This window comes from Sinorhizobium sp. Y406 (assembly GCF_058732025.1).
In genome coordinates this window covers 1,507,770-1,533,476 of sequence record NZ_CM178974.1, presented here as the reverse complement: position 1 = coordinate 1,533,476, position 25,707 = coordinate 1,507,770, and the positions used below count along the sequence as shown (strand labels likewise).

26 protein-coding genes and 1 pseudogene are annotated in these 25,707 nt (G+C 60.5%); 15 read left to right on the top strand and 12 right to left on the bottom strand.

The features are described from left to right. Nucleotides 1-7 precede the first annotated feature (7 nt). Nucleotides 8-790, bottom strand: a complete 783-nt coding sequence (locus tag AC4P1R_RS07405; protein ID WP_069458518.1) for a fumarylacetoacetate hydrolase family protein — start codon at nt 788-790, stop codon at nt 8-10. Between the two features lie 24 nt (nt 791-814). Beyond that, nucleotides 815-1,708 (bottom strand): intradiol ring-cleavage dioxygenase, encoded by an 894-nt coding sequence (locus AC4P1R_RS07400; protein ID WP_492177563.1) that lies wholly within the window; start codon nt 1,706-1,708, stop codon nt 815-817. 251 nt (nt 1,709-1,959) lie between these two features. Here AC4P1R_RS07400 and AC4P1R_RS07395 point away from each other — a divergent pair, with 251 nt between their 5' ends. From AC4P1R_RS07395 to aroQ, 9 genes are all read left to right on the top strand, one after another. After that, the gene (locus AC4P1R_RS07395; RefSeq protein ID WP_069458520.1) at nt 1,960-2,697 is read left to right on the top strand and encodes a GntR family transcriptional regulator; all 738 of its coding nucleotides are present in this window, start codon (nt 1,960-1,962) and stop codon (nt 2,695-2,697) included. Further along, nucleotides 2,697-3,518, top strand: a complete 822-nt coding sequence (locus AC4P1R_RS07390) for a sugar phosphate isomerase/epimerase family protein (protein WP_069458521.1) — start codon at nt 2,697-2,699, stop codon at nt 3,516-3,518. The genes AC4P1R_RS07395 and AC4P1R_RS07390 overlap by 1 nt, the downstream gene beginning before the upstream one ends. A 46-nt stretch (nt 3,519-3,564) precedes the next feature. Beyond that, nucleotides 3,565-4,233: an amino acid ABC transporter permease gene (locus AC4P1R_RS07385; RefSeq protein WP_492177562.1), complete on the top strand. Its 669-nt coding sequence runs from the start codon at nt 3,565-3,567 to the stop codon at nt 4,231-4,233. Between the two features lie 9 nt (nt 4,234-4,242). Beyond that, entirely contained in the window at nt 4,243-4,893 is a 651-nt protein-coding gene (locus tag AC4P1R_RS07380) for an amino acid ABC transporter permease (protein ID WP_492177561.1), read from the top strand. A gap of 41 nt (nt 4,894-4,934) precedes the next feature. Next, entirely contained in the window at nt 4,935-5,759 is an 825-nt protein-coding gene (locus AC4P1R_RS07375) for a transporter substrate-binding domain-containing protein (protein WP_069458524.1), read from the top strand. A gap of 120 nt (nt 5,760-5,879) precedes the next feature. Continuing rightward, the gene (locus AC4P1R_RS07370) at nt 5,880-6,641 is read left to right on the top strand and encodes an amino acid ABC transporter ATP-binding protein (protein ID WP_492177560.1); all 762 of its coding nucleotides are present in this window, start codon (nt 5,880-5,882) and stop codon (nt 6,639-6,641) included. Between the two features lie 18 nt (nt 6,642-6,659). Further along, on the top strand, nt 6,660-7,520 hold the full coding sequence (locus AC4P1R_RS07365; protein WP_492177559.1) for a shikimate dehydrogenase: 861 nt from the start codon (nt 6,660-6,662) through the stop codon (nt 7,518-7,520). Between the two features lie 14 nt (nt 7,521-7,534). Next, nucleotides 7,535-7,903 (top strand): 5-carboxymethyl-2-hydroxymuconate Delta-isomerase, encoded by a 369-nt coding sequence (locus AC4P1R_RS07360; RefSeq protein ID WP_492177558.1) that lies wholly within the window; start codon nt 7,535-7,537, stop codon nt 7,901-7,903. A gap of 33 nt (nt 7,904-7,936) precedes the next feature. Beyond that, on the top strand, nt 7,937-8,386 hold the full coding sequence (gene aroQ / locus AC4P1R_RS07355; RefSeq protein ID WP_069458528.1) for a type II 3-dehydroquinate dehydratase: 450 nt from the start codon (nt 7,937-7,939) through the stop codon (nt 8,384-8,386). Between the two features lie 71 nt (nt 8,387-8,457). Here aroQ and AC4P1R_RS07350 read toward each other — a convergent pair. Continuing rightward, a pseudogene (locus AC4P1R_RS07350) lies at nt 8,458-8,590 on the bottom strand (IS91 family transposase); the annotation flags it as partial. A gap of 211 nt (nt 8,591-8,801) precedes the next feature. Between AC4P1R_RS07350 and ttcA the strand changes: the two are divergent. Together ttcA and AC4P1R_RS07340 are read left to right on the top strand one after the other, a co-directional pair. After that, nucleotides 8,802-9,692, top strand: a complete 891-nt coding sequence (gene ttcA / locus AC4P1R_RS07345; RefSeq protein WP_492177557.1) for a tRNA 2-thiocytidine(32) synthetase TtcA — start codon at nt 8,802-8,804, stop codon at nt 9,690-9,692. Then, the gene (locus AC4P1R_RS07340) at nt 9,689-10,513 is read left to right on the top strand and encodes an inositol monophosphatase family protein (protein ID WP_492177556.1); all 825 of its coding nucleotides are present in this window, start codon (nt 9,689-9,691) and stop codon (nt 10,511-10,513) included. Before ttcA ends, AC4P1R_RS07340 begins: the two co-directional genes overlap by 4 nt. Before the next feature lie 29 nt (nt 10,514-10,542). Here the strand turns inward: AC4P1R_RS07340 and AC4P1R_RS07335 are convergent, their stop codons facing one another. Next, the gene (locus AC4P1R_RS07335; protein WP_492177555.1) at nt 10,543-11,499 is read right to left on the bottom strand and encodes a LysR family transcriptional regulator; all 957 of its coding nucleotides are present in this window, start codon (nt 11,497-11,499) and stop codon (nt 10,543-10,545) included. A gap of 111 nt (nt 11,500-11,610) precedes the next feature. Between AC4P1R_RS07335 and AC4P1R_RS07330 the strand changes: the two genes are divergently transcribed. Continuing rightward, complete coding sequence (locus AC4P1R_RS07330; RefSeq protein ID WP_492177554.1) at nt 11,611-12,060, top strand: cupin domain-containing protein; 450 nt, start codon at nt 11,611-11,613, stop codon at nt 12,058-12,060. 41 nt (nt 12,061-12,101) lie between these two features. Here AC4P1R_RS07330 and AC4P1R_RS07325 read toward each other — a convergent pair whose 3' ends face one another. The 8 genes from AC4P1R_RS07325 to AC4P1R_RS07290 form a co-directional block, all read right to left on the bottom strand. After that, nucleotides 12,102-13,391 (bottom strand): multidrug effflux MFS transporter, encoded by a 1,290-nt coding sequence (locus AC4P1R_RS07325; protein WP_069458533.1) that lies wholly within the window; start codon nt 13,389-13,391, stop codon nt 12,102-12,104. 83 nt (nt 13,392-13,474) lie between these two features. Beyond that, nucleotides 13,475-14,713 (bottom strand): multidrug effflux MFS transporter, encoded by a 1,239-nt coding sequence (locus AC4P1R_RS07320; RefSeq protein ID WP_492177553.1) that lies wholly within the window; start codon nt 14,711-14,713, stop codon nt 13,475-13,477. A gap of 315 nt (nt 14,714-15,028) precedes the next feature. Next, nucleotides 15,029-15,364 carry a Grx4 family monothiol glutaredoxin gene (gene grxD, locus AC4P1R_RS07315; protein WP_069458534.1) on the bottom strand — a complete coding sequence of 112 codons (336 nt, stop codon included), beginning with the start codon at nt 15,362-15,364 and terminating at the stop codon, nt 15,029-15,031. Nucleotides 15,365-15,499: 135 nt separating this feature from the next. Beyond that, nucleotides 15,500-15,745, bottom strand: a complete 246-nt coding sequence (locus AC4P1R_RS07310) for a hypothetical protein (protein WP_069458535.1) — start codon at nt 15,743-15,745, stop codon at nt 15,500-15,502. A gap of 5 nt (nt 15,746-15,750) precedes the next feature. Beyond that, nucleotides 15,751-15,984 carry a BolA family protein gene (locus AC4P1R_RS07305; RefSeq protein WP_069458536.1) on the bottom strand — a complete coding sequence of 78 codons (234 nt, stop codon included), beginning with the start codon at nt 15,982-15,984 and terminating at the stop codon, nt 15,751-15,753. 125 nt (nt 15,985-16,109) lie between these two features. Then, nucleotides 16,110-18,341: a phosphoribosylformylglycinamidine synthase subunit PurL gene (gene purL / locus AC4P1R_RS07300; RefSeq protein WP_492177552.1), complete on the bottom strand. Its 2,232-nt coding sequence runs from the start codon at nt 18,339-18,341 to the stop codon at nt 16,110-16,112. A 662-nt stretch (nt 18,342-19,003) separates the two neighbouring features. Continuing rightward, nucleotides 19,004-19,726 carry an alpha/beta fold hydrolase gene (locus AC4P1R_RS07295; RefSeq protein WP_492177551.1) on the bottom strand — a complete coding sequence of 241 codons (723 nt, stop codon included), beginning with the start codon at nt 19,724-19,726 and terminating at the stop codon, nt 19,004-19,006. A 64-nt stretch (nt 19,727-19,790) separates the two neighbouring features. Beyond that, complete coding sequence (locus AC4P1R_RS07290; RefSeq protein WP_492177550.1) at nt 19,791-21,794, bottom strand: 3-hydroxyacyl-CoA dehydrogenase NAD-binding domain-containing protein; 2,004 nt, start codon at nt 21,792-21,794, stop codon at nt 19,791-19,793. Nucleotides 21,795-22,225: 431 nt separating this feature from the next. Between AC4P1R_RS07290 and AC4P1R_RS07285 the strand changes: the two genes are divergently transcribed. From AC4P1R_RS07285 to AC4P1R_RS07275, 3 genes are all read left to right on the top strand, one after another. Continuing rightward, nucleotides 22,226-23,329, top strand: coding sequence for an AbrB family transcriptional regulator (locus tag AC4P1R_RS07285; protein WP_492177549.1), 1,104 nt, complete (start codon nt 22,226-22,228; stop codon nt 23,327-23,329). A gap of 221 nt (nt 23,330-23,550) precedes the next feature. Next, nucleotides 23,551-24,051, top strand: a complete 501-nt coding sequence (locus AC4P1R_RS07280; RefSeq protein ID WP_069458539.1) for a tripartite tricarboxylate transporter TctB family protein — start codon at nt 23,551-23,553, stop codon at nt 24,049-24,051. Nucleotides 24,052-24,060: 9 nt separating this feature from the next. After that, nucleotides 24,061-25,572 carry a tripartite tricarboxylate transporter permease gene (locus AC4P1R_RS07275; RefSeq protein WP_492177548.1) on the top strand — a complete coding sequence of 504 codons (1,512 nt, stop codon included), beginning with the start codon at nt 24,061-24,063 and terminating at the stop codon, nt 25,570-25,572. The last annotated feature ends 135 nt before the right edge of the window (nt 25,573-25,707 follow it).

The following is a 25,707-nucleotide window of genomic DNA, read 5'->3' as shown; positions in this document are numbered from 1 at the left end:
CAGCACCTCACACGAACGACACGCCGATCGAGCCGACAGGGCCGTAATCGGCCTGAATGACGTCACCTTTCGCGATATCGACAGGGCGCGTGAACGAGCCGGCCAGGACTATTTGTCCCTTCTTCAGGCCGCCGCCCACAGCATGAAGTTTGTTGACCAGCCACGCAATGCCGGCTGCCGGATGTCCCATGATCGCCGCCGAAACGCCCGACTCCTCGATGATGCCGTTCTTGGAAAGAGTCGCTCCGACCCAACGGATATCGATGTCCATCGGCCGAATTATACGGCCGCCAACGACGAGGGCGCCGAAAGCCGCGTTGTCCGCAATGGTATCGGTGATCGCTCGAGGGACTTCGGTCCGGTAGTCGATGATTTCGAGCGCCGGGACAACGAACTCGGTCGCACGCATGACGTCATAGATCCTGGTGCCGGGCCCGACGAGATCCTCACCCATGACGAAGGCCAGCTCGACCTCGAGGCGCGGCTTGATAAACAGGTCAGCCCTGATCTGCGCTCCGTCGTTGTAAAGCGCATCGTCGAGAATGCAGCCGTAGTCCGGCTCCGTCATCTTCGAAGCCATCTGCATCGCGCGTGACGTCAGGCCGATCTTATGCCCGACGATCCGTGCACCCTTGGCCACTCTCGCCTCCGCCCACAAAGCCTGAATTCGGTAGGCGTCCTCGAGTTCGAGGTTCGGGTAGGTCTGGCTAGGCTGAATGATCGGCTTGCGCTCGATTTCAGCTTTGAGCAGCGCGTCTGCCGCGGCCCGGCGTTCTTCTTCGGTGATCATATCGTTTGCTCTGCTGATCGTGATTTACTTGATCGGGGGACGCGGCAAAACGGCTTCGCCGGGCTCCATGACATAGGTGTAGTCGAGCGAGAACCACGGACCAGGAATATCCGCTTCGGTCGGATGGGGCTCCTCATGACGAATGAAGTCGCCGGTCAGCGCTGCCGTGACACCGAACTGAACATCGGAGTCGATGTTCGGGTCGCTGGGGTCGAAGACCTGGGAAATCAGCGTCTTGTATCCATGCTTGAAGATCAGTGCGTGCAGGTGCGCTGGTCGGTACGGATGGCGTCCCTGAGCTTTGAGCAGGCGTCCGACCACGCCATCGACCGGTATCGGATACCCGACCATCTTGACGGTCCTGAACCAGAACCGACCTTGCTCGTCGGTCATGAATTTGCCGCGCAAGTTCATCTCGGCCTGGTCCGGGTCCTGGTTTTCATAAAGACCGACGGGAGATGCATGCCACACGTCCACTTCGGCGCCGGCAATTGGCTTACCGTCGCGGTCGACGACGCTGGCATGCACGAACAAGGGAGTGCCCGGCGTCTCGGATCGGATGATCGACCCGCCATTTTCGACTCGCGGAGAGTTGAGCCGCCAGAATGGGCCCAACAGCGACTGGGAGGTCTCAGTCTGCCCGCTGTCGCCATTGTTCAGCAGGCAGACAAGTGAAGACACGCCAAGGGAACCGGCCATCAGTACAAACTCGTTGTGATGATCGGTATGCAGCTTCCCGATCTCATTCAGAATGGCTGTCGCCTCCCGAAACTCGACCTCCGTCAGTCGAACCTCGCGCACGAAGGCATGAAGATGCTTGACCATCGCCACGAGGATTTCCCGCAGGCGGGGGTCTTCAGTGCGATTCATCACACCAAGGACGGCTGGCGTCAGATCGCATTCAGTTTTGATCACCATGTGGGCTACCTCCCGGTTTCCCCGACTATCAAAATAATCGATTATATGTCAAGGCTGCCATGCGTCCTCGCAGCGACAATTGGTCGGAAGAACCAAGATATCGGCATTCAATGCATTGATTTTTCGAAACATTGTTTGATAAATGCGGCTGGCCGCTCGAATTTTGCAGATTAAGCGCACTCAAGTTGACAGGAATAATCGTTTAATATATCGATCATCGACAATTAGCTCGAGGAACCCTGGGAGGAACAATGGTACCGGATGACGACGGCGCATTTGCTCCGACGACAGAAGATGCTCCATCGTCTTCTGGCTTTCTCGATGACGGCAAAAACACAATTGGGAGCCAGCTTGCCTCCCGTCTTCGTGAGGCGATCATCTCTGGCGAGCTTCAGGCCGGCAGCAAGATCAATCTCGACAAGGCGCGCAAGACGTTCAACGTGAGCCTCAGTCCGCTGCGTGAAGGGTTGGCGCGGCTGATATCGGACGGTCTAGTGGAGTTCGAGGACAATCGCGGCTACCGCGTTTCACCGATTTCCCTGGCCAATCTGGAAGAGATAACCACCTTGCGCGAAGAGTTTGAAATCTTTGCGCTTCGCGAGTCCATGCGGGTCGGCGACGTCGAGTGGGAAGGCAACGTCATGCGCGCGCTGCATCGCCTGAATCGCACCGAGCGTGACGCAGCTCGTCCGGAGACACTGGAGCGCTGGGAGGAGCTCCACCGCGAATTTCATCTGACACTCATATCGGGCTGCGGGAAGCCGATCCTGCTCCATTTCTGCAGACTGCTTCTCAATCTCAACGACCGTTATCGCCGGGCGTTTCTGACCCGCACGTCGGGTGACCGCAACGTCAGCCAGGAGCACAGTGAGATTGCTCAGGGAGCCGTCGCGCGTGATCTGGACTATGCGTGCGACATGTTGCGTCAGCATATTCACCGCACGGGAACCAATCTGCGCAAACACCTCGCGACAAAGGGGATCTTGTGATGACCGTCGCGACGCCAGGACCGGGCCCCGAACTGGGCGCGGCGCATTTTTCATCCATCACGCTGGCGCCCAAGGAGTTCGCCGTGATCGCCGCTCGGGCGGGTTTTGCGTCGATAGGGCTGCGTCTCCACCCCGCCTTTCCCGGAGCCCCTTTCTACGAGTTGCCGGTGGGCAGCCGGAGTGCCCAGGAATTCAAGGCCGTTGCCGATGGCGAAGGCATCAAGGTGTTCGATATCGAGTTCTTCGTGATCGACGAGAGCTTCGTCGCGGCCTGCCATGAGGCGACCGTGGCAGCCGCTGCGAACATAGGGGCGCGCCGGCTGAGTGTTTGCGGCGATGATCGCGACGGCGGTCGTCTTGCCACAAACCTTTCGGAGTTTTGCGCCCTCGCGGCGCGATATGGCATGTCAGTCGACATCGAAAACATGGGTTGGCGGACGGTAAGAACCTTTCGCGACAGTGTAGCGGTCGTGAATTCCTGCGGAGCAGAGAACGCCGGTATCCTTGTTGACGGGATTCACTTCTTCCGAAACGGCGCCTCGGTCGACGAGCTTCGGCCAAATGCGGGGAAGGTAAAACACGTGCAGTTTTGCGACGTCCGCGGGCCTGCTCCCAAAACATCGGAAGCAATGATCGCCGAGGCTAGAGGCGGCAGGCTTGCTCCCGGGGAAGGCGAATTGCCATTGAAGGACCTGTGGGCGGCAACCGAACACGGCACTGCTATCTCGGTTGAAGTGCCACTCGTCGGGTCGGTGGACCCGGAGGCACATTTAAAACATCTCCATGAGAGCGCGCTGGGAATTTTGAAACCGGATCAGTGATCCGGCGCCGACGTGGCATAGGCCGGTCGGAAGGAGGAAGTCTTACATGCCTTATAGCTTCGATTTCGGTGCGGTCCTCGACCGCGCCCCGGAATTGCTGTGGGGTTCGCTTGGAACGCTTGGCCTTGCGTTGGCTGGGATGCTCCTGGCGCTCGTTATCGGAATCCTGGGCGTTGTGGCAAGGACGTCCAAGAGCGAGATCACACGCACTCCCGTGATCATGTTCGTCGAGGTCGTGCGTAATACGCCATTCCTCGTGCAGATCTTCTTCATATATTTTGCCCTTCCTCTCATGGGCATACGCTTCAATCCGACCGTTACGGCGATCATTGCCCTCGGCATCAACGGTGGCGCGTACGCAATCGAGATCATTCGAGGCGGGGTCGAGAGCGTGTCGCGTGGCCAGATCGAGGCTGGCTTCGCCCTCGGACTGCACAAGGCGGACGTCTTCCGGCTCATCGTGCTCAAGCCGGCGCTGCGGGCGATTTATCCCTCGCTCACAAGCCAGTTCATCATGCTGACACTGACAACGTCCGTCTGCACGTCAATCGCCGCTTACGAACTGACCTCGGCCGCTCAGCGCATTGAGTCTGACACCTTCCGCAGCTTCGAAGTCTATTTCACGGTGACCGCTATCTATCTGGTTATCTCGACCCTGATGATGGGCCTCTTCGCCCTTATTTCCCGCCGCTACTTCAACTACCCGACGCGATAGGAGGCAGCCATGGGTCCAATCGGTGAAAATGAATTCTTCTTTTTGATGCAGGGTTTGAAGTGGACCGTGCTGCTCGTGATCGTAGGGTTCATCGGTGGGGGGATATTCGGAATCCTGATCGCGCTGCTGCGCACCTCGAAGACGAAAGCCGCCCGGAGGATCACCGCAGGCTATATCGGCGTCTTCCAGGGCACGCCCCTTCTGATGCAGCTTTTCGTTGTCTACTACGGCGTTGCGCTTTTGGGCATCGAGGTCAATGCGTGGATCGCGGTCGCAATCGCCTTCACGCTCCATGCCAGTGCTTTCCTGGGAGAGATCTGGCGCGGTTCCATCGAGGCTGTGCCAAAGGGGCAGACGGAAGCCGCCAACGCCCTCGGTCTGCATTATGTCTCGCGGATGAAAGACGTCGTCCTGCCGCAGGCCCTGAAAATCTCGATGCCGGCCACGATCGGATTCCTTGTCCAGCTCATCAAGGGGACGTCGCTGGCAGCAATCGTCGGCTTCATTGAACTCACTCGCGCCGGCCAGATCATTTCAAACCAGACCTATCGTCCGCTGCTCGTCTTCGGGATCGTCGGCGCAATCTACTTCATCATTTGCTGGCCGCTCTCCCATGCCGGAAGCGGCCTCGAAAAACGGATGGCGAAAGCTGCCCGATAACCGCTTCGCTCGAAGCAAAACTCTTGAGGAGGAGAATAAGCATGCATCACAATCGTCGGAATTTTCTCGGACTTGCACTGGCAACCATTGCCTTCGCAACCGTTGGTGCTGCCACCGCCTCTGCGGCAAGTGTGGAGGAAATCAAGGCAAAGGGCACGCTTGTGGTCGGCATCCAGGGCGACAATGCGCCATGGGGGTTCGTCAACACAAGCGGCGTGCAGGACGGCTTCGACGCCGACGTCGCCAACCTTTTTGCCAAGGAGTTGGGCGTGAACGTTCAATTCCAGCCGCTGGCCGTCGCCAACCGAATTCCGGCGCTTACGACCGGCAAAGTCGACATCCTGTTCGCAACGATGGCGATGACGGAAGAACGCGCGAAATCGATCCAATACAGCAAGCCCTACGCCGCTAACACGATTTCCCTTTATGCCGCAAAGTCCGACACGGTTACGAAGCCTGAAGACGTTGCGGGATGGGAGATTGGCGTTCCTAAGTCCAGTTCGCAGGACAAGGCCGTCACGGACGCCGTCGGATCCACCGCGACGGTTCGCCGCTTTGATGACGACGCCGCAACCATTCAGGCTCTCATCTCCGGACAGGTAAAGGCGATTGGCGGCAACCAGTTCTATGGCCAGCGTCTGGATGCGGCGAGTGCCGGCACCTATGAGCGCAAGATTGACTTTCTGACGACCTACAACGGCGTCGGGACCCGTCTCGGCGAGAAGGACTGGAACGAAGCCGTCAACGCCTTCATCGAGAAGATCAAGGCCAATGGTGAGCTTGCCGCCGTCACGAAAAAGTGGATGGCAATCGATCTGCCGCAGTTCCCGGAATCGATTCCAAACATCCCGTTCACCGTCAATTAAAGCGCGTGCCGATCTGACTGGATCAGATCGGCGCTGTAACGCTTTCTTCCGACGCATGATCTTATCGATCCTCGTTTTACTCCGGTCGGATCATGCTCTAAAGCCCAAATGGAGAGTTCCGTGCTCAATTCCGCAACCGGTCAACCGACGCTGATTTCCCTTGAGGACGTACAGAAGTGGTACGGCGCTTTCCATGCCTTGAAATCCATCAGCCTATCGGTCCGCAAAGGCGAAAAAATCGTCCTCTGCGGGCCGTCAGGCTCCGGGAAATCGACGTTAATCCGCTGCATCAACGCCCTCGAAACGATCGAGGACGGCAAGATCGTCGTCGAGGGTCAGGTACTGGACGGAAGCAGCAAGTCCATCGATGCGATCCGTCGCGAAGTGGGAATGGTCTTCCAGAGTTTCAATCTCTTCCCGCACATGACCGTGCTTCAGAACTGTACGCTTGCCCCGATGCGTGTTCGAGGCACAAGCCGCACTGACGCAGAGCGACTGGCTCGAAAATATCTCGAGCGCGTCCGCATCCTTGACCAAGCGGAAAAATATCCAGCGCAGCTATCCGGCGGCCAACAGCAACGCGTTGCCATCGCTCGCGCGCTCTGCATGGAGCCGAAGGTCATGCTCTTCGACGAACCGACCTCTGCCCTTGATCCCGAAATGGTGAAGGAAGTGCTCGACACGATGATCGGGCTCGCCCGTGACGGCATGACGATGATCTGCGTCACGCACGAAATGGGCTTTGCCCGCCAGGTCGCCGATCGCGTCATCTTCATGGCTTCCGGAGAAATCGTCGAAGAGGCCCAACCGGAGGTCTTCTTCAAGTCTCCCCGGCATGAACGCACGAAAACCTTCCTCGGCGAAATCCTGGCCCACCACTGACGTTCGAAAGCGATGCCAATGCACGACAAGAAATTTCTCGTGGGACTGATCGGGGCCGACATTCAAATGTCAAAGTCCCCGGCGCTCCACGAAACGGAAGCTCGACATCAGGGCCTCGATTACCGTTACGAGCTTCTCGATCTGGCCGAGCGAGGCCTTCCCGCCTCGGCGCTGCCGGACCTCCTCGACGAGGAAGAGCGGCGCGGCTTTGCCGGGAGCAACATTACGCATCCGTGCAAACAGACGGTGATCGCCCACCTCAATCGCCTTTCCGAGGATGCAGAGATGCTCGGTGCGGTCAACACCGTGGTCTTTCGTGACGGCGAGAGGATCGGCCACAACACTGATTGGTACGGTTTCTACGAGAATTTCCAGCGCGGCCTTCCGGACGTCGCGAAGTCGCATGCCGTGCTGCTGGGCGCCGGCGGTGCCGGTGTCGCCGTGGCGCATGCCGCAATCAAGCTCGGTATTGAGAGAATATCGATCTTTGACCAGGATTCGAAACGGGCAGAGACCTTGGCTGGGCAGTTGAACGATCGCTTCTCAAGGGATTGTGCCCGTGCCACGACGGACGTCGGCGGTGCCCTGCGCTCCGCGGAAGGCCTTATCCACGCGACACCGACGGGGATGAAGAGCCATCCAGGTTTGCCGATCGACCCGGATTGGCTTCTGCCGCGGCATTGGGTCGCCGACATCGTCTACATGCCGCTCGTCACTGAGCTCCTTGCGCTCGCTGAAGGAAAAGGCTGCCGGACCCTTCCCGGCGGCGGCATGACCGTCTACCAGGCAGCAGCGGCTTTCGAATTGTTTACCGGGATCGCACCCGACGCAGAGCGCATGTCTCGTCACTTTACCGATTTATGCCGCCTGTCGGCTTGATGGGGAGATCCCAAGTGCCGCATATCATCATCGATTATAGCCGGGGCGCGGGCGAGCATGTGGCCATGGACCGGCTCACCCTGGCCGTGCATCGCTGCGTTCGCGATGGCGGCCTTGTGAAACCTTCCGCCGTGCGCACGCTTGCGCGGGAGGCGACATACTCCTGCGTCGGCGATGAACATCTCGATAATCATTTCATCCAAATCATCTTGCGGATGGCACCGGGTCGTACTGCGGAGATCAAGCAGAAGCTTCTCACTGCCGTTCTCGAGGCCGCGCGGGTGATCGCCGCGCCTGCTCTCGAAGCTGGCAGGCTCGGTTTGCGTGCCGATCTCTACGAGTCGGACCCTGATTTTGCTGTTCAAGCCACGGCAGTCGTCTGACCAGGACGACGTGCTCAACAAGGACACTATGCTATGAGTTTGATCTACGTTCTCAATGGACCAAACCTCAACCTGCTTGGCAAACGCCAGCCGCACATCTACGGGCATGAAACCCTCGCAGACGTAGAGGCGGACTGCCGCAAGCTGGCAGCCGAACTCGGCCATGAAATCCGCTTTCATCAGAGCAACCGGGAATACGAGATCATCGATTGGATTCATGAGGCGCGCGAAGACGGTGCGGGCATCGTCATTAATCCGGCGGCCTTCACCCATACCTCACTCGCTATCCTCGACGCTCTGAACACATTTGAAGGGCCCGTGATCGAGATCCACATCTCCAATGTGCACAAGCGCGAAAGCTTCCGACACCATTCGTTCGTTTCGCACCGCGCCGACGGCGTAATCTGCGGCCTTGGAACAGAAGGTTACCAGCTTGCCATCCGGCGCGCGGCGACAATGATCAAGGCGGCCAGCACGGGCTGAAGTGACCATGATCAGCGGGTTATGCTGACCGTACTTGGCGCGGGCCTCATCGGTAAGCGCCATATTCAGCACATCCTGGCCGAGAGCGCCTCGGTTCGGCAGACTTCGATCGCCTTCATGACCTTGAGCTGGACCAGCTTACATGCCGGCATTGGCCCGCTGCCACGCGGGGCCATAGCTACGAAAGATGTCGGCGATCTCCAGCCTTGGCCGGAACGCTACTCCGTGTGTTCAGGTAGCTGGGGAGGGCGCCACGATCCTGTCCCTCTCCACCGCCAAAAACGGGGCGGGGGGCCATTGTGCCGAATCACAGGGGCGGCGGTTCGATTTCCCCTTGATCTTCCGGGGCCGACCGGGCAAGTGCTGGTTCAGCCCTTGGCCGTATTAATGCCCTGCACATTCCGAGACAGATGCCATGGAAACCGCACGATCGTCTGAGCGCGACAGGACGAACATCGCTGTCGATGAGGATTTCGCCGGCCTTGACGCCGACCGCCATCCGCTGTTCTCGCGCATGCCGTCCTCGGTCGCCTTCAATAAACTGCGCAAGCGTCTGCTCAGGCAAGTCCGCCAAGCGCTGGATGACTTTGCGATGCTCAACGGTGCGAGGCGCTGGCTTGTCGGCGTGTCGGGCGGCAAGGATAGCTACAGCCTTTTGGCATTGCTCATGGACCTCCAGTGGCGCGGCCTGCTGCCGGTCGAGCTCGTCGCCTGCAACCTCGATCAGGGGCAGCCGAACTTTCCGAAGCACATCCTGCCGGACTATCTCACGTCGATCGGCGTCGAGCACCTGATCGAGTATCGCGACACCTATTCGATCGTGAAGGAAAAGCTGCCGACGGGGGCGACCTATTGCTCGCTTTGTTCGCGGCTGCGTCGCGGCAATCTCTACCGGATCGCCCGGGAGGAAGGCTGCGATGCGCTCGTACTCGGGCATCATCGCGAGGATATCCTCGAGACGTTCTTCATGAACCTGTTCCATGGCGGACGGCTCGCATCCATGCCGGCGAAACTTCTCAACGACGACGGCGACCTGATGGTGCTGCGTCCGCTCGCCTATGCGGCCGAGGAGGATCTTGCGCGTTTCGCGGCGGCGATGGCGTTTCCGATCATTCCCTGCGACCTTTGCGGCTCCCAGGATGGGCTCGAGCGTAACGCGATGAAGGCGATGCTTGCCGATATCGAGCGGCGTATGCCCGGCCGCAAGGACACCATGCTTCGCGCGCTCGGGCACGCGAACCCGTCGCACCTCCTCGATCCCAAGCTGTTCGATTTCCAGTCCCTTTCCCCGGAGCCCCGAGAATGAGCCATTCCGTCGATATTGCCGCCCTTGCAAACCTTCTGCAGGAGGCGGCGATGAAGGAAATTCTGCCGCGGTTCCGCAATCTTGAATCCGGCGATGTGCGGGTGAAGACGGAAGCGATCGACCTTGTCACCGAAGCGGACGAAGCGGCGGAACGGCTGATCAAATCGCGGATCGATGCGATTGCGCCGGGCTCCGTCTTCATCGGCGAGGAATCGGTCGCCGCCGATCCGGCGCTCCTCGAAGAGCTGGCGGATGCCGATCTCGCCATCGTCGTCGATCCGATCGACGGTACGTTCAATTTCGCGGCCGGCATGCCGCTCTTCGGGGTGATGGCAAGCGTGGTCGCCAAGGGCGAGACGGTGGCCGGCATCATCTACGATCCGCTCGGCAATGATTGGGTCATTGCCGAGAAAGGGTCCGGCGCCTGGATGTGCCGGCCGAACGGCTCACAGGAAAGACTGTCGGTGAGCACCGGCGTGCCGCTTCAAAACATGGTCGGCGGCGCTTCGACGGGCTTCTATGGCGAAGCCGATCGCCGCATCGTCATGGGCAACCTCGCGAAGGTGCGGATGGCGACCAGCTACCGCTGCGCGGCGCATGAATATCGCATCTTTGCCGGCGGCCACCTGCACTTTCTGATGTATCAGAAGCTGATGCCGTGGGACCATCTCGCCGGCACGCTGATCGCCGAGGAGGCCGGTGCCTTTGCCGCGCGCTTCGACGGGTCACCCTACCTGCCGGCGCATTTGAGCGGCGGTTTGCTGCTGGCGACGGACAAGGAAAGCTGGGACGCGCTGCGGCGCGAGGTCTTCACGGTCTGAGCCTGATCGGAGGCAAGTGCCGGATTTGGTCATGATCCAATGGAGGTGTGCTCACCTTCATTGAGGCGGCGCATCAAGCCGATGATCTTCTCACGCATCCAGCGGTGCAAGGGGCTCGAAGCGGAGCGACGGTGCCAGACAGCAATGACCAGGGGCGGATCGATCGGCATGGGCGGGCGATAGAGCTCCAAGCCCATCTGTGGAGCGACGCGTTCGGCAAGCTGACGCGGGACCAACGCGATCAGGTCGCTTTCCGCGACGGCGCGGCAAACGCCGGAGAACACCGGTAAGGTCATAACGACCTTCCGGCTGCGGCCCATTCTGGCCAGGGCAGCATCGCCCATGGCCGAGAAATTTCCCTCGGGCGAAAAGAGAGCATGGCCGAGCTCACAGTACAGGTCCATCGGCACGATCGTTCCCGGCGCCAAGCCTGCCGTCGCCAACTGAAGATGCCTTCGCCGTGCGATCACGACGAAGCTCGAATAGAAGAGAGGTTGGCTGCTGGTCCAGTTCGGAATCGACTGGTTCGGAATGAGGGCGAGGTCGGCGCGATAGGTCTCAAGGCTATCGATATAGCTGTTCGGAACGAGATCGACGAGCTGCGCCCTGATGCCGGGCGCCTGCTTGCGCAGCAGGTCGGCCAGCGGCGGCATCAGCATCTCCGCAAAGAAGTCGCTTGCCGTGATACGGAACGTTCCCACGGCTGTCGCCGGATCGAACGCGCTCGGCGGCGCAAGAATGGCTGCAAGCCGATCAAGCTCCTCCCTGAGCGGCAATTCGATGGACTTGGCGTAGTCGGTCGGAACCAAGCGATTGCCGTGGCGGACGAAGAGTTCGTCACAGAGTGAGTACCGCAACCTCGCCAGGGCGCCCGACACGGCGGACTGGGACATATTCAGCCGTTTGGCCGCATGCACCGTAGAGCCTTCGCGCAGAATGGCATCGAGAACGCGCATCAGGTTGAGGTCGAATGTTGCAAAATTCATTTTCGCGATAGCACCTATCACGACAATCGGTTGGACCGATAGTGAGATGGTGAGTAAGCAGGAGTCAACGAGAGCGCTTTTCGTTTTTTTACGCTTAAACGGAGAAAGACGATGAACAATGAAGATTATCCCGGCGATGCCATCGACTGGAACGGCGTCAGATACCGCACGATTTTGTCCACCGAGGCTACAGGCGGCAAGATGTCGATCGTCGACAGTCTCTCGCCGGTCGGAAGCGGTCCGCCGCGGCACGTACACGAAACCGAAGACGAGATTTTCATAATCGTCACAGGTCAGTGCAAATTCTGGCTCGAGGGTGAGGAGCTAAGGCGCGGCCCGGGAGAAACGGTATTCATACCGCGGGGGTCGGAGCATACGTTCCAAATCGTCGGAGACCGTCCTTGTCGGCATCTCGTCATCCTGACACCGGGCGGCTTCGAAGCCTTCTTCGCAGAAATGGCGGCCGGCCACTATTCCATCTCGACCGATATGCCGGCAATCCTGGCGGCCGCAAGCCGCTATAATCTCCGCTTCACGGGACCACCGCTCGAATTAGGGTGAGGGATGCGGGCAGGAGACCGCCCGCATCGTATCCTCCAGTGTCAAACGTGGGCACCGTGGTCGTGCACGGCATCCTGATCCCCGGGATGGGTGAAGAGCCTTCCCTTTTCTGCCCAAAGCGTTGCGAGAATGGTCAGGAGACCGAAGAGGGCGAAGCCGCCGAACAGCGGTTCAAGGGTGCCGTCGAAGAGTTGCCCGACGGCGCCGCCGAGAAGCGCCCCGCCCGTTGTCGAGACGAAGCCGGTGATGGCCGTTGCTGTTCCGGCAAGATGTCCCATCGGCTCGAGGCTGATGGCGGTGAAATTGGTGGCGATGACCGCGAAGAACATCAGCAGGACCGAAAACAGGACATAGCTCACGACGAAGGTGGGCGTGCCGCCGAGCGACACGCCATAGCCGCTGGCTGCCAGCGCCGTGAACAGGATCATCGCGGCATGCGAGATGCGGCGCATTCCGAAGCTGCGGACGAAGAAGCCATTGGCGAAATTGGCGGCGGCGATGCCGCCCGCCGTTCCGGCAAAGGCGATCGGCAGCCACTCGTCGAGCCCGTAGACCTCACCGAAGACCTGCTGGACGGTCACGATATAGGCACAGATGACCGCAGTGAAGAGCGTCATGCCGATCATGTAGCCGCAGGTGATTCGGTTCGTCAGGACCGTCCGGAAGCCGGCGAAGACGGCGCTCGCCGAGAGCGGCAGGCGCTCTTCGCGCGACAACGATTCTTTCATGCGCGCCAGCGCCCAGAAGAAGAGCACGAAGCCGATACAACCGATCAGAGTGAAGATCCAATGCCAGCTGGCATAGAAGACGACGAGCTGTCCGAACGACGGCGCGACGATCGGCACGATCATGAAGACGATCATGACGTAGGACATGACGCGCGCCATCTCGCGGCCGCCGAAACAGTCGCGAACGATCGCAAGCGTCGTGATGCGGATGGCTGCGGCGCCGATCCCTTGGACGAAGCGTAGCGCCAGCAACTGTTCGAAGCTCGCCGCCTGCGACGCGGCAAACATCGAGAGGGTGAAGACGGCAAGACCTCCCATGAGCACGACGCGCCGGCCGAATGCGTCGGACAGGCTACCGAAGAAGATCTGTGAAAAGCCGAAGCCGAAGAAGAACACGGCGATGACGAGCTGGGCGTCGTTGGCATTCGCAACCCGGAGCGACTGACCGATGCTCGTCAGGGCCGGCAGCATGCTGTCGATCGCGATCGCGACGCTCGCGGTCATGAGAGCGATGGTAATGATGAATTCGACGAGGCCCATGCGGATGCGGGCCGCGCCCGAAGCCCTGTCGAGCGAATCTGGTTGTCCGGTAATGGTAGACATTGTCGAGCGTCCGTATGTGATCAACTGACCTTGAGCAGTTTGGAAAGCGGCGCCCTGCGCTAGAAACACAGGGAGACCGTTTGCTAGCCCGAGGGGTTGTGTGGCCTGAAAAGTTTGCCGCCCTCTGCGATCAGTACGAAGGCGAGGGCAAGGACGGCGATGCTGAAAGAGCCGACGGCCAAGGGCGTGACCGTGCCGTCGAAGGCCTGGCCAATGGTTGCGCCGATAAGAGCTCCGCCGACCGTCTGGGTGAATCCGAGAACGGAGGATGCCGTTCCGGCGACGTGACCGAGCGGCTCCATGGCCATGGCATTGAAATTCGCTGCCATCAGCCCGAATTGGAACATGGCCGCCGCTTGCAGGACGACAAAGAGCGGCAGCGGTAGCGGCCCCATCAGCGACAGGGATAGCCAAACGAAGCTCGTAAGCCCAAAGCCGAGAAGAGCCGCATGCGAAAGTGCACGCATGCCAAACCGCCGGACAAGACGTGAATTGACAAATGAGGCAACCGCCATCGCGCTGGCGAAGGTGGCGAAAACCGCCGGAAACCAGATGCCGAGGCCATAGATGCCGACGAGAATCTGCTGCGCCGAGTTGACGAAGCCAAAGAGGCCGCCGAGGAGAACCGATATCGCCAGCGTGTAGGACAGCGCCAGCCGATTCGTGAGCACGATGCGGAATCCGTCCAGTATCACCTCGGCCGTGAAGGCACGCCGATAGGCGGGATCCAGCGTTTCCCTGAGTCGAAGGGCCACCGGTGCTGAAACGGCCAGCCCGAAGAGCGCAATGACCACGAAGATCATGTGCCATTCCGCAAAGATCATGATCAACTGTCCGATGCTCGGCGCCACGACCGGAACGATCATGAACACCATCATGACCAGGGACATGATCTCTGCCATTTGGCGACCGCCATAAACGTCACGCACGATCGAGACCGTCACGACCCGGGTCGCGGCCGCGCCGACACCCTGGACGAACCGGAGGACGAGGAGCGCCGTGAAGGTCGGCACGAAAGCGATCGCCAGCGCGCAGATGGCGTAGAGCGCAAGCCCGCCCAAAAGCGGTGCCTTGCGTCCAAATCGATCGGATAGCGGCCCGAAGAACAGTTGCGCAAAGCCCATGCCGAGCAAATAGGCGGAGAGGATGTATTGGCGCTCGTTCTCGTCGGCGACGCCGAGGCTGGCGCCGATCTGCTGCAGGCCCGGAAGCATGATGTCGATCGAAAGCGCATTGATGGACATCAGCATGGCCATCAATGCGATGAACTGGATCTTCGACAATCCGGAAAGGGCGGCGGTGTGATCTAACGGCTTTGTCATGTCATTATACCTGCAGCGACACGCGCTCGCGACTTAAAGTAGAACTCTGGAAACGCGCGGAAACCTATTGTAAAGCGTATGAATTCAGTGCTTGAGATCCGGCCCGGGCCGCGCGTGTTCGAGGCGCGTGGAATTATATCGCCAGGCGGGTGTCTCACGATTGGCAGACCGCTGAGGCAATGCTACGCAAGTAACCGGAAATTTGCGGCTTACTCATGGAGCGCATCGAAATTTAGAAGACCGGCAGAAAGCGCCGGAATCAAAAAAGGCGGTCACCCGCCTTTTCGAGCCTGGCGAAATGCCGGACATTCGATGTCAGGCGGCACCCTTGACCGAGATCCCATTGTTCTCAAGAACCGTCTGAAGCTCGCCGGCCTGGAACATCTCGCGTACGATGTCGCAGCCACCGATGAACTCGCCCTTCACATAGAGCTGCGGAATGGTCGGCCAGTTCGAATAGTCCTTGATGCCCTGGCGCAGATCACCATCGGCGAGCACGTCGATGCCTTTGTAGTCGACACCGACATAGTCGAGGATCTGGACCACCTGACCGGAGAACCCGCATTGCGGAAACTGCGGTGTGCCCTTCATGAAGAGAACGACGTCGTTGGTCTTGACCTCGTTGTCAATGAAATCGTGAATTCCGCTCATCTTGTCTTCCTTCTCGCGCCGGCTTCAAGGACCGGGTCTTCCTGAGCCTAGATAGCATGAATGGGGGCATATTTCACCCATCCCGCTGCAATAAAAATTGATGGTCCTCAACATGCGGTGGGCAAAACGTGTGCTTCAGGCAGAACGGCGGCGAAGTTTGCTTCGGGCCTTGACGGTGCGGCGGCGGCTCACCTGCTTCTTCGCCGGCTTGCGGATTGCCGCCTCGAGGATATCGCCAAGCAGTCCGCCGCCCGACGCGGTTTTCCGGGATCGACGCTTGATCCGACGGTTCGCGGTTCTGCGGCTGCCGGACTTTTTGAGGACTTCCTTTAATGCACTGTCGATGACGCCGCTGACGAATTCCTTGATCAGGTCCGCCATCTGCCTCAGTCCGGGGCGCTGGTCTGCAGGGCGAGGGCATGCAGCATGCCGCCCATATGTCCCTTCAGGGCGTCGTAGACCATCTGGTGCTGTTGCACGCGGGTCTTGCCGCGAAACGCTTCGGCCACGACTTCGGCGGCATAGTGGTCGCCGTCACCGGCCAAATCGCGGATCGTGACCTTGGCGCCGGGGATGCCGGCCTTGATCATGTCTTCGATGTCGCCTGGTGCCATGGGCATGATACGCCAACTCCTTGTTATCGCGTGGGCGAAAGCACTGCTTTTCGCCATACCTGAGTTCAGGGAACCACGATTCAGGGGCGGAAAGCAAATGCTGATTTGAGGCTTTTCGAGGGGGCTTTCGATCAATTGTCCGGCGCGAGATCGCCACCCATATAGGTGGGGAACCAGGCTTCGTGGGCGGACCGCAGGTCCGTAACCGGCACTGCCTTTGCCGCGCCGAGCTTGACCATATCGCCGCCGGTCCTGCCGATGACCGGCAGGGCGATGCCCGCGGTCTCCGCCCTTGCGGCGACCGCATCGATGTGGGCGTCGGCGGCGGTCACGACATAGCGGCCCTGGTCCTCACCGTAGAAGACCGCGATCGGGTCGCGTCCCTCCGGTGCTGCGATCGTCGCCCCGATGCCGGACGCCATCGCCATTTCGGCGACGGCAAGCGCGAGACCGCCGGACGAGCAGTCATGCACGGCGGTTACCAGGCCGTCCTCGATCAGGGTGCGGACGAAATCGCCGACCTTGCGCTCATGCGCCAGGTCCACATGCGGCGCCGGGCCGTCGGTGCGACCGTGGATGTCGCGCATGTAAACCGACTGCGCAACATGCGTGCCCCAGCCTTCGGGAGCGCCGGCGAGCAGGATTGTTTCGCCGGCTGCCGCAAAGCGGATGCGCGCCATCTTCGACCAGTCCTTGATCAGACCGACGCCGCCAATGGTCGGGGTCGGCAGGATCGCCTGGCCGTTGGTCTCGTTGTAGAGCGAGACGTTGCCGGACACGATCGGGAATTCGAGGGCGCCGCAGGCCTCGCCGATGCCTTTGATCGCATGCACGAACTGGCTCATGATCTCCGGACGCTCCGGATTGCCGAAGTTCAGGTTGTCGGTCGCCGCAAGGGGGAGGGCACCCGTTGCCGTCAGATTGCGCCAGCACTCGGCAACGGCCTGCTTGCCGCCCTCGAACGGATCGGCCTCGACGTAGCGCGGGGTCACGTCGGAAGAGAAGGCGAGCGCCTTGGTCTCGTGACCGTCGACCCGGACGACGCCTGCATCGCCACCCGGCAACTGCAGCGAATTGCCCTGGATAAGCGTGTCGTATTGCTCGTAGACCCAGCGGCGCGAAGAATTGTTGGCGGATCCGACGAGCTTCAGCAGCGCATCAGCGATGTCGGCCTGCGGGATGTCGTTGGTCTCGAGCGGCGAGGGGCTCTTGGCCGGCGTCCAGGGGCGATCATATTCCGGCGCCTCGTCGCCCAGTTCCTTGATCGGCAGGTTTGCGACCTCTTCGCCCTCGTGCAGGATGCGGAAGCGCAGATCGTCCGTGGTCTTGCCGACGATCGCGAAGTCGAGGCCCCATTTGACGAAGATCGCCTTGGCTTCTTCTTCCTTCTCCGGGCGCAGCACCATCAGCATGCGCTCCTGGCTTTCCGAGAGCATCATCTCGTAGGCGGTCATCCGTTCTTCGCGCACCGGCACCTTGTCGAGGTCGAGTTCGATGCCGAGATCGCCCTTGGCACCCATCTCGACGGCGGAGCAGGTAAGCCCGGCCGCGCCCATGTCCTGGATGGCGATAACCGCGCCGGTCTGCATCAGTTCGAGGCAGGCTTCCAGCAGGCACTTTTCCGTGAAGGGGTCGCCGACCTGGACGGTCGGGCGCTTCTCCTCGATCGACTCGTCGAATTCGGCCGAGGCCATGGTGGCGCCGCCGACGCCGTCGCGACCGGTCTTGGCGCCCAGATAGACGACGGGCAGGCCGACGCCTTCCGCCTTCGAATAGAAGATCGCATCGGCCCTGGCGAGACCGGCGGCGAAGGCGTTGACGAGAATGTTGCCGTTATAGCGGGCGTCGAACTCGACCTCCCCGCCGACCGTCGGCACGCCGAAGGAATTGCCATAGCCACCGATGCCTGCGACGACGCCGGAGACGAGGTGGCGGGTTTTTGCATGATCGGGGGAGCCGAAGCGCAACGCGTTCATCGCCGCGATCGGCCGCGCACCCATAGTGAAAACGTCGCGAAGAATGCCGCCGACGCCGGTGGCCGCGCCCTGATAGGGCTCGATATAGGAGGGATGGTTGTGGCTCTCCATCTTGAAGACGACGCAGTCGCCATCGTCGATGTCAACGACGCCGGCATTCTCTCCAGGTCCCTGGATGACGCGCGGCCCCGTGGTCGGAAGCGTGCGCAGCCACTTCTTCGAGGATTTGTACGAGCAGTGCTCGTTCCACATCGCCGAGAAAATGCCGAGTTCCGTGAAGGTCGGCTCGCGCCCGATCAGGCTCAGGATGCGTTCGTATTCATCGGGCTTCAGCCCGTGAGAGGCGATGAGGTCCGGGGTGATGGGGCGGGTGTTGGAAATCGTCATCGTCGACCGTCAATCCTTCGGGCGGCGCGCAAACCCTTCCGGGAAGAATACGGCGCGTGCGAACCGCAGCAGATACTGAATTCAGAGTGCTGCAACGGCCTTTGCGTGTCCGATGGGACGCCCGGCGCTGCAGGGAGCGTTTCGCGGCTTCTTTAGCCTAAGCGAGGCCGCGGCGCGACAGAAAAATGCCGTCGATCAACAGTGCGCCGGATCTGGAACGCGGGCGTGAGGTTGAGAACGAGCAGCGTCCTGGCGGACGCCTGGTCTAGTGGTGAAAATCTAACGCTTGGTGCCGTGATAAATGGCCGAATTGGGTGGAGAGTGGAGCTTAGAGACCCAGCCGCTGTGTGACAGTAATGCGCCGCGAGAAGCCGACACTGCAACTAGGCCTGTAAGCGGCCGCTTTTGCATGCCGCACAGTCCTCGATTTCTGCTCAGTCTCAATATACCGGGTGACCTCAAGAACGTCTCAGTCAGGTATGGCTCTGTTGGCACGAGGAGCACGGCCATGGCATAGAGTGAAGAGATTGATCTCGTCCTGAAATCACGATTCTGCCTACGCGAGCAAACGCGCCGAAGGTTTTTTGAAAGCAGCAGCCGTCTGGTGGGCGTGCCGGATTACTAAATCCCGCCCCGGCAAAGGCCTGATTCTCAGCGGTTCCTCAAGCGTTGCACTCACGTGGATGCAAGTTCTTACGCGAAAGCCACTCTTTGATGGTCTCGAAAACTCTTCGTGGCTGTTCGAATGGAAGCAGATGACCCGCATCTTCTATGATCACGGATTCGGCGTCCTGCAGCATTGCTGCGATGGCATCGTGTGCGACGGCTGTCGACAAACGATCTTCTGAACCGGTAATCAGCAACACCGGAAACTCGAACGTGCCCAAGTATGCAGTCGCATCGGGTCTCAGGAGCAGTGCACGGTTTTGCCGCTCGTGCACCTCAAGCGGACAATTTTCGACCACTTGTCGAAGACGAGCCACCAAATCAGCGTTCCGCATACTTGCGGTCGAGATCACTTTCGGGATCCAACCACGCGCGTAAGCAATCATGTCGGCATTCGCTTCTGCGATGCGGGCCTCGCGCTGAGCGGCTTCATGCACATCTGGACCTTCGGCATTCGTACTGGAGAGAACCATGGCCCGGATGCGTTCTGGTGCTTGGCGGCCCATTTCCATGGCTATGCGACCACCCATCGAATGTGCCAGGACAATCAACTCGCCATGTGCCTCAGACAGCGCGCGTGCTGCCATCCCTTCCAAGGTGGTATCGCTGCTTGTATCGGCCACGTGCACGGTGGTTCCCTCACATTTCAACGCATCCGCGATGGTGTTCCAAGTGCGGGCATCGGACATGATGCCCGGAATGGTTACGATTGTTGTCATGCCTTGATCTCCGCCTTGGGAAGCAATTGTGAGGGAACCTTCACTCGCGAGGGTGCGCCAAGATTTAAGCAATGCTAAAATGGAGTGGCTGAATACTTAGGGAGCAGTCCCTTACAGTGCTTTGCTTCCTGTACATGGGCCCGCCGCGATGGCGGGGAAAGCCATAGCCGGAGACCATCACTACATCGATATCGGCCGCGCTTTCGGCAATTCCTTCGGCAAGAAGCGCCTCGCCCTCCTGCTGCATCACTCTGATGATCCGCCGAATGATTTCTTCGTTCGAAAATCCCCGAACGGCCGCAGCTGTCCTTACCCTCTCTTCCTCGATGATGCGCGTGACTGCCGGATCGGTTTGGGGCTCGCCTGAACTGTAATCGTACCAGCCCTTCCTCGTCTTCCGCCCCAACCGTCCAAGCTCGCACAGCCTGTCCGCTATTTGACAGTAGGGCTGCGACCTGTCTCGCGTCGCTTCCGCGGCCCTGCGCTGCGCCCAGGCGATGTCGAGCCCGCTCAGGTCCTGGACCTCGAAGATGCCCATGGGGAAGCCGAACGCCTTCATGGCGGTATCGATCTGGGCCGGTAAAGCACCCTCGAGAAGCATGAACTCGCAGTCCCTCCGATAGGCAGCCATGATCCGGTTGCCGATGAAGCCATGGCAAACGCCCGACACCACCGGAATTTTCTTCAGGCGCCTAGCGAGAGCCGAGCCGGTTGCCAGGGAGCGATCACCGGTGCGCTTGCCGCGGACGATCTCCAAAAGTTTCATGACGTGGGCGGGCGCGAAAAAGTGTAGACCCAGCACCCTGGTTGGGTCGGCCGTCGCTTCTGCCAAGGCGTCGACGTCGAGGTAGGACGTGTTGGTCGCCAGAACTGCCTTGGGCGGCATGACTGCATCGAGTTGAGCATACACCTGTTTCTTGACGTCCATGTCTTCAAATACCGCCTCGATCACGAGTGGGCAGTCGGAAAGCGAGGTGTAGTCGTGCGTTGCCGTCAGCCGTGCGAGAGCGTCGTCTGCCTGCGACAGCGTGATCGCGCCCCGCGCAGCGCTTGCCTGCAGTGTCTCCAGAACCCGCTGTCGCGCCGCTGCAACAGTAGCTTCGTCCCGCTCGAGCAGGCTTACTGCGGAGCCTGACAGGAGCAGTGCTATTGCGATCCCGGCGCCCATCGTGCCGCCGCCAACGACACCCACGCGGGAAAGATCGGCCGGTTCGGCCGTCATCGCTGCAAGACTCTTGCCCGCATTCCGTTCGGAGAAGAAGGCGTAGCGAAGAGCCGCTGCCTCTTCGGAAGCAACGAGCCTCAGGAACCGTTCCCTTTCTTTCGTCAAGGCGTCGCGGCCCGAGAGGGAAACTCCCTCGCGAAGCGCCTCCAAGGCTTCCAGTGGCGCCTGCGCACCTCTCGCTTTTCGGGCAAGAGCCTTCGCCCTCGAATTCCAATCGACCGCCTCCCCAATCGGGCAGGGACGATCGACCAATGGCGCAGGCATGGGGCGGGTCAGCAACTCGCGCGCGAGCGTTGCTGCAGCGTCCAGCAGATCACCTTCGGCTATGCGATCGACAAGACCGACCTTCAGGGCCTGAGCGGCATCGATCGGTTTGCCGCTTGTCACGAGTTCTATGGCATCAGCGATCGGGATCAGCCTCGGCAGGCGGACCGTACCGCCAGCGCCGGGGATCGTGCCCAAGCTCACCTCGGGCAATCCGAGTTTTGTTCCTGGATCGGCGATCCTTGCGTGGCAGCCGAGCGCCAACTCCAATCCTCCGCCCAGGGCTGTTCCATGAATTGCTGCAATCCACGGCACGCGCGCGCCTTCGATCGCCTCGATCACTTCCGGCAGGATGGGCGCCCGAGGCGGCTGCCCCAGTTCGCGAATGTCGGCGCCGGCCACGAAGGTTCGACCAGCGCACCGTAGAACCACGGCTATGACGGCCGGGTCCTCTTCCAGAGCGTGCACTGCATCGATGAGACCCGCCCTGACGGCGTAGCTCAATGCGTTGACCGGCGGATTGTCGATTGTGACGATGGCGAGTCCGTCGCGGCGTTCATGACTGACGATGGATGTCATATGGTCCTCCACTCGCAAATATGAATGGTGCTGCCGCTGTCCGAGGCGGCGTGCCGTACGCTGGGCCGGCAATTCCGGTGCGCCTTTGCGATCTGCCAGTTTGCGCCGAGTGAACTGCGTCTATAGCGCGGATTGACAGCCTGGTAACATAACCAATTGTTTGCTCCAGGCTTGCCGATAGGCAGGTGCAAAGCCAGTGCGTCAATCTGATAAGTTGTTGGTTGGAGCAAGAAAACATCGGCATTTCATGAGACTGTATTTCGAATCTGATCGTGACCGCGGGACCCGCGGCCGCCGCTCGCCGCTGGTCCACGACCTGGGAAGGAGGGCCCGCGTCGCAAATCAGTACGCAACGGCAGGAGAAAGGACATCTCAATGCCGATGCTGCGCGGTGTGTGACAGCGAAGACCTGTCGAGCGGGGACGATGCGCGTGCCGCCATGGCGTGAAATCGCACACCGCCAGCTTCTGGCGCGCCTCGTCGGTGTGTACCTGTTCGGTGCTGGCGCTGGGGCGTTTGCGGCATGGATCGGGTCGCCGCTGCCATGGATGATCGGACCGCTGCTTGCCACGGCATCGCTCTATCTGACGGGCGTGGTGGACATCCGTATACCCGTTGAGACGCGGCCGGTCGGCCAGATCGTCATTGCGTCGCAGGTGGGGGTATATTTCTCGCCCGCCGCATTCGCCATGCTCCTGGCATTCGCACCGCTTCTTATCGGGATGGCACTCGCCACGGCGTGCTGCGCGCTCGTGGTCGCGCTCCTGCTTGCGCGTGTGGCCAACCTGAACCTAACTGCGGCCTTTCTCTCCTCCTTGCCGACGAGTCCCGTGGAGGCAGCGGTTATGGCCGAACGTTACAACTGCAATCCCGGTCCGGTCATACTGTCTCAAACCGTGCGGATCGCGTCCGTCGTGGTCCTGGTCCCGGTCGCCATCTACATGATCGACGGATGGCCGGCTCGCGACATGGTGCGGACAACGCGTGAGCTCGATGCAATTGCTGTCCTCCTCCTCGCCGGCACAGGAATGGCCGGGGCGTTGCTGGCCCAAGCATGTCGCGTGCCCAATCCCTTCTTTCTTGGTCCCTTGGCTGCCTCTTCGGCAGTTTCGGCACTTGGCGTCGCCCCGTCCTTCTACCCGTCAATCGTTCTCTCCTGCGCGCAGGTCACTCTTGGCGTCTGGCTTGGCTCGACCTTCCGCAGATCACTTTTCGCTGCGGCGGGGCGGCTCGTCACGGCTTCCATCGTCACGACGCTTCTCATGCTCGCCCTGACGTCGATCATGGCGGTCATCGTCTCCCGGATGGCGGGGCTGAGCTGGGAGCTGATGGTGCTGGGCACTGCACCGGGTGGCGTTACCGAAATGGCGCTGACAGCGAAATTTCTGGGCCAGGACGTTGCGCTGATCACGGCCTTTCATTTGACCCGCATCTTTATCCTGATGCCGAACATTCCCTGGATCATCCGCATGATCCACAGATTTGAGCGCCGCCGAAACTGCTGCGACGGCGGCGACGGTTCGGATCGGCCGTAGCGTCCGCCTGCCGGTGACGTGGCCACCTTGACCAAGGCGAATGAACATTCTGCCTAATATATACTCAGTTCAATTCACACCTCTGAGTGCCCATAACGAAGATCGAGGCCGTGCCAGTGGGCGCGCCTCTTTGCGTCGTCATCCGAAAACACATCGAACGGCGCTGGAGGAAATGGCTGCCATACGGCACTTGCCGGCAGAGTGGCAGCAAGGAGGAGACCATGGAGAGCGAGGTTCTCGACAAGGGCGAGCAGCCAGTGGAGGGCTATGTCCGAATACCTTTGCCGATACTCGAAATCGTGATCGGTCTGATCGTACTTGCGATTTTATCCTGGTACGTCGTCCAGGCGTACCACCTGCCGAAGCCTTTCAATTCGAACGATATCGGAGCGGGCGGATTCCCGCTTCTCGTCGCCTTCGGAACCGGAATCGCCACCATATCGATGATCGGCCTCGCAGTCGCGCGGCTCATGGGCAGAATGGGGCGTTCCGACAGCCGTTGGCGGCGGCCGCTCCTTGTTTTGATCGTTGCCCTGCTCCTTGTCGGGCAGACCCTGAGCTTCGAAACGCTGGGTGTCTATCTCTGCGTCGCGCTCTTCTCCGCTGCGATCATGGTGGCGGCTGGCGAGCGTCGGATCCTGCATGTGCTGGGCGTGCCGATCGGCTTGGTCACATTCATCTATGTTGTGTTCGCGCTTGCGTTGAACGTGGTCTTTCCGTGAGGGTCTGCCATGATTGAAAACCTCCTCTCAGGCTTCTCGGCCTTCGGCGATCCGCTCGTGTGGCTGAGCTTGGTCTTCGGCTCGCTGGCCGGCTATCTCATCGGCGCGATTCCTGGTCTCGGCCCCAGTCTCGGCGTCGCATTGCTCATCCCATTCACCTACGGACTTGACCCCGTCGTCTCGATCGTCGGTTTGGTGGCCTTGTATGCCGCGGCAGAATATGGCGGCGCGATCACCGCCATTCTCATCAATTCGCCCGGCACGTCGGCAGCGGTCGCGACGGCTTGGGACGGCTATCCGTTGAGTCAGCAGGGAAAGGCGGGCGAAGCCCTCCTGGTGTCTATCGTCACCTCCGGCATTGGTATCTTCATCAGCGCCCTGTTCCTGCTGTTTACCGCCGTGCCGCTCTCGGAATTCGCATTGCGGTTCGGACCCGGTGAATACTTCGCTCTGGCGCTCGTCGGGCTCAGCCTGGTGGTCGGCCTTGCAGAAGGCTCGGTGGTCAAGGGCGCGGTGGCGATGGGCATCGGTCTCGCGCTCGCGACGGTCGGGCTGGATACGCAGACCGGGACGCCGCGTTTTGCCGCGTCGGTCGAGCTCTTCGAGGGGCTGCCCCTCGTGCCGGTGCTGCTCGGGCTTTATGCGCTTTCGGAGGTCCTCTTCCTGGTCGAGGAGGGCATGACAGCCAAGATCAAGAGTGCGCCGCTTGGCGGCTGGCGCAGCTGGAACTGGAGGGGTCTATGGTCACTCAATGGCGTCGTGTTCAGAAGCTCGGTGCTCGGCTACATCATCGGCATCATTCCGGGTGCGGGCGCCTCCATTGCCTCCTTCATTGCCTATGCGGTGGCCAAGAAAACATCCAAGACTCCGGAGCGATTCGGGAAAGGATCTATCGAGGGTGTTGCGGCCTCGGAAGCGGCAAACAATGCTGCCGTGTCCGGTGCCATGGCACCTTTGCTTGCACTCGGCATCCCCGGTTCGCCGACGACGGCGGTGATGATCGGCGCCCTGATGATCCAGGGCATTCAGCCGGGGCCTCTCCTGTTCAGCCGCAATCCCGAAATTCCTTATACTATCTTCGCGTCGCTCTGGATCGGCGTGCCGGTGATGGTGTTCATCGGGCTTGCCGGTGCCCGCGCCTGGGCCAGGGTTGCAAACATTCCCGGTCCCGCTATCGCGGCGATCGTCGCAGGAATTTGCCTTGTGGGTGCCTACGCCTCCGAGGGCACGATGTTCCCGGTCTACGTCATGACTGCGTTCGGTATTCTCGGATACCTGCTTCGAAAGGTGCAGGTTCCGCTGGCTCCGATCATTCTGGCTCTGGTGCTCGGCGAGATGATGGAAACCAATTTCCGCCGGGCGCTGATTACGTCGCAAGGTTCCCTTGAAGTCTTCTACACCTCGCCTCTGACGGTTGCGTTGCTTCTAACGGCTGTCCTTGCATTCCTGCTTCCGGCAATCGGCTTTATTCAGAAGCGGAGACAGGCAACCCGGGCGGCCGACCCTTCGGTGAGAGGCTGACGATTGCTCGGGCGGCAGGCTCAGCCTTCACTGCCCGAGCACTATGCCCAATATTTGCGGTCGTTCGACCTGACCAAATCTCAGTTCATTTCGCGGATCCAACATAAGACACTGGTCTCATTGGAGAGGACCGTG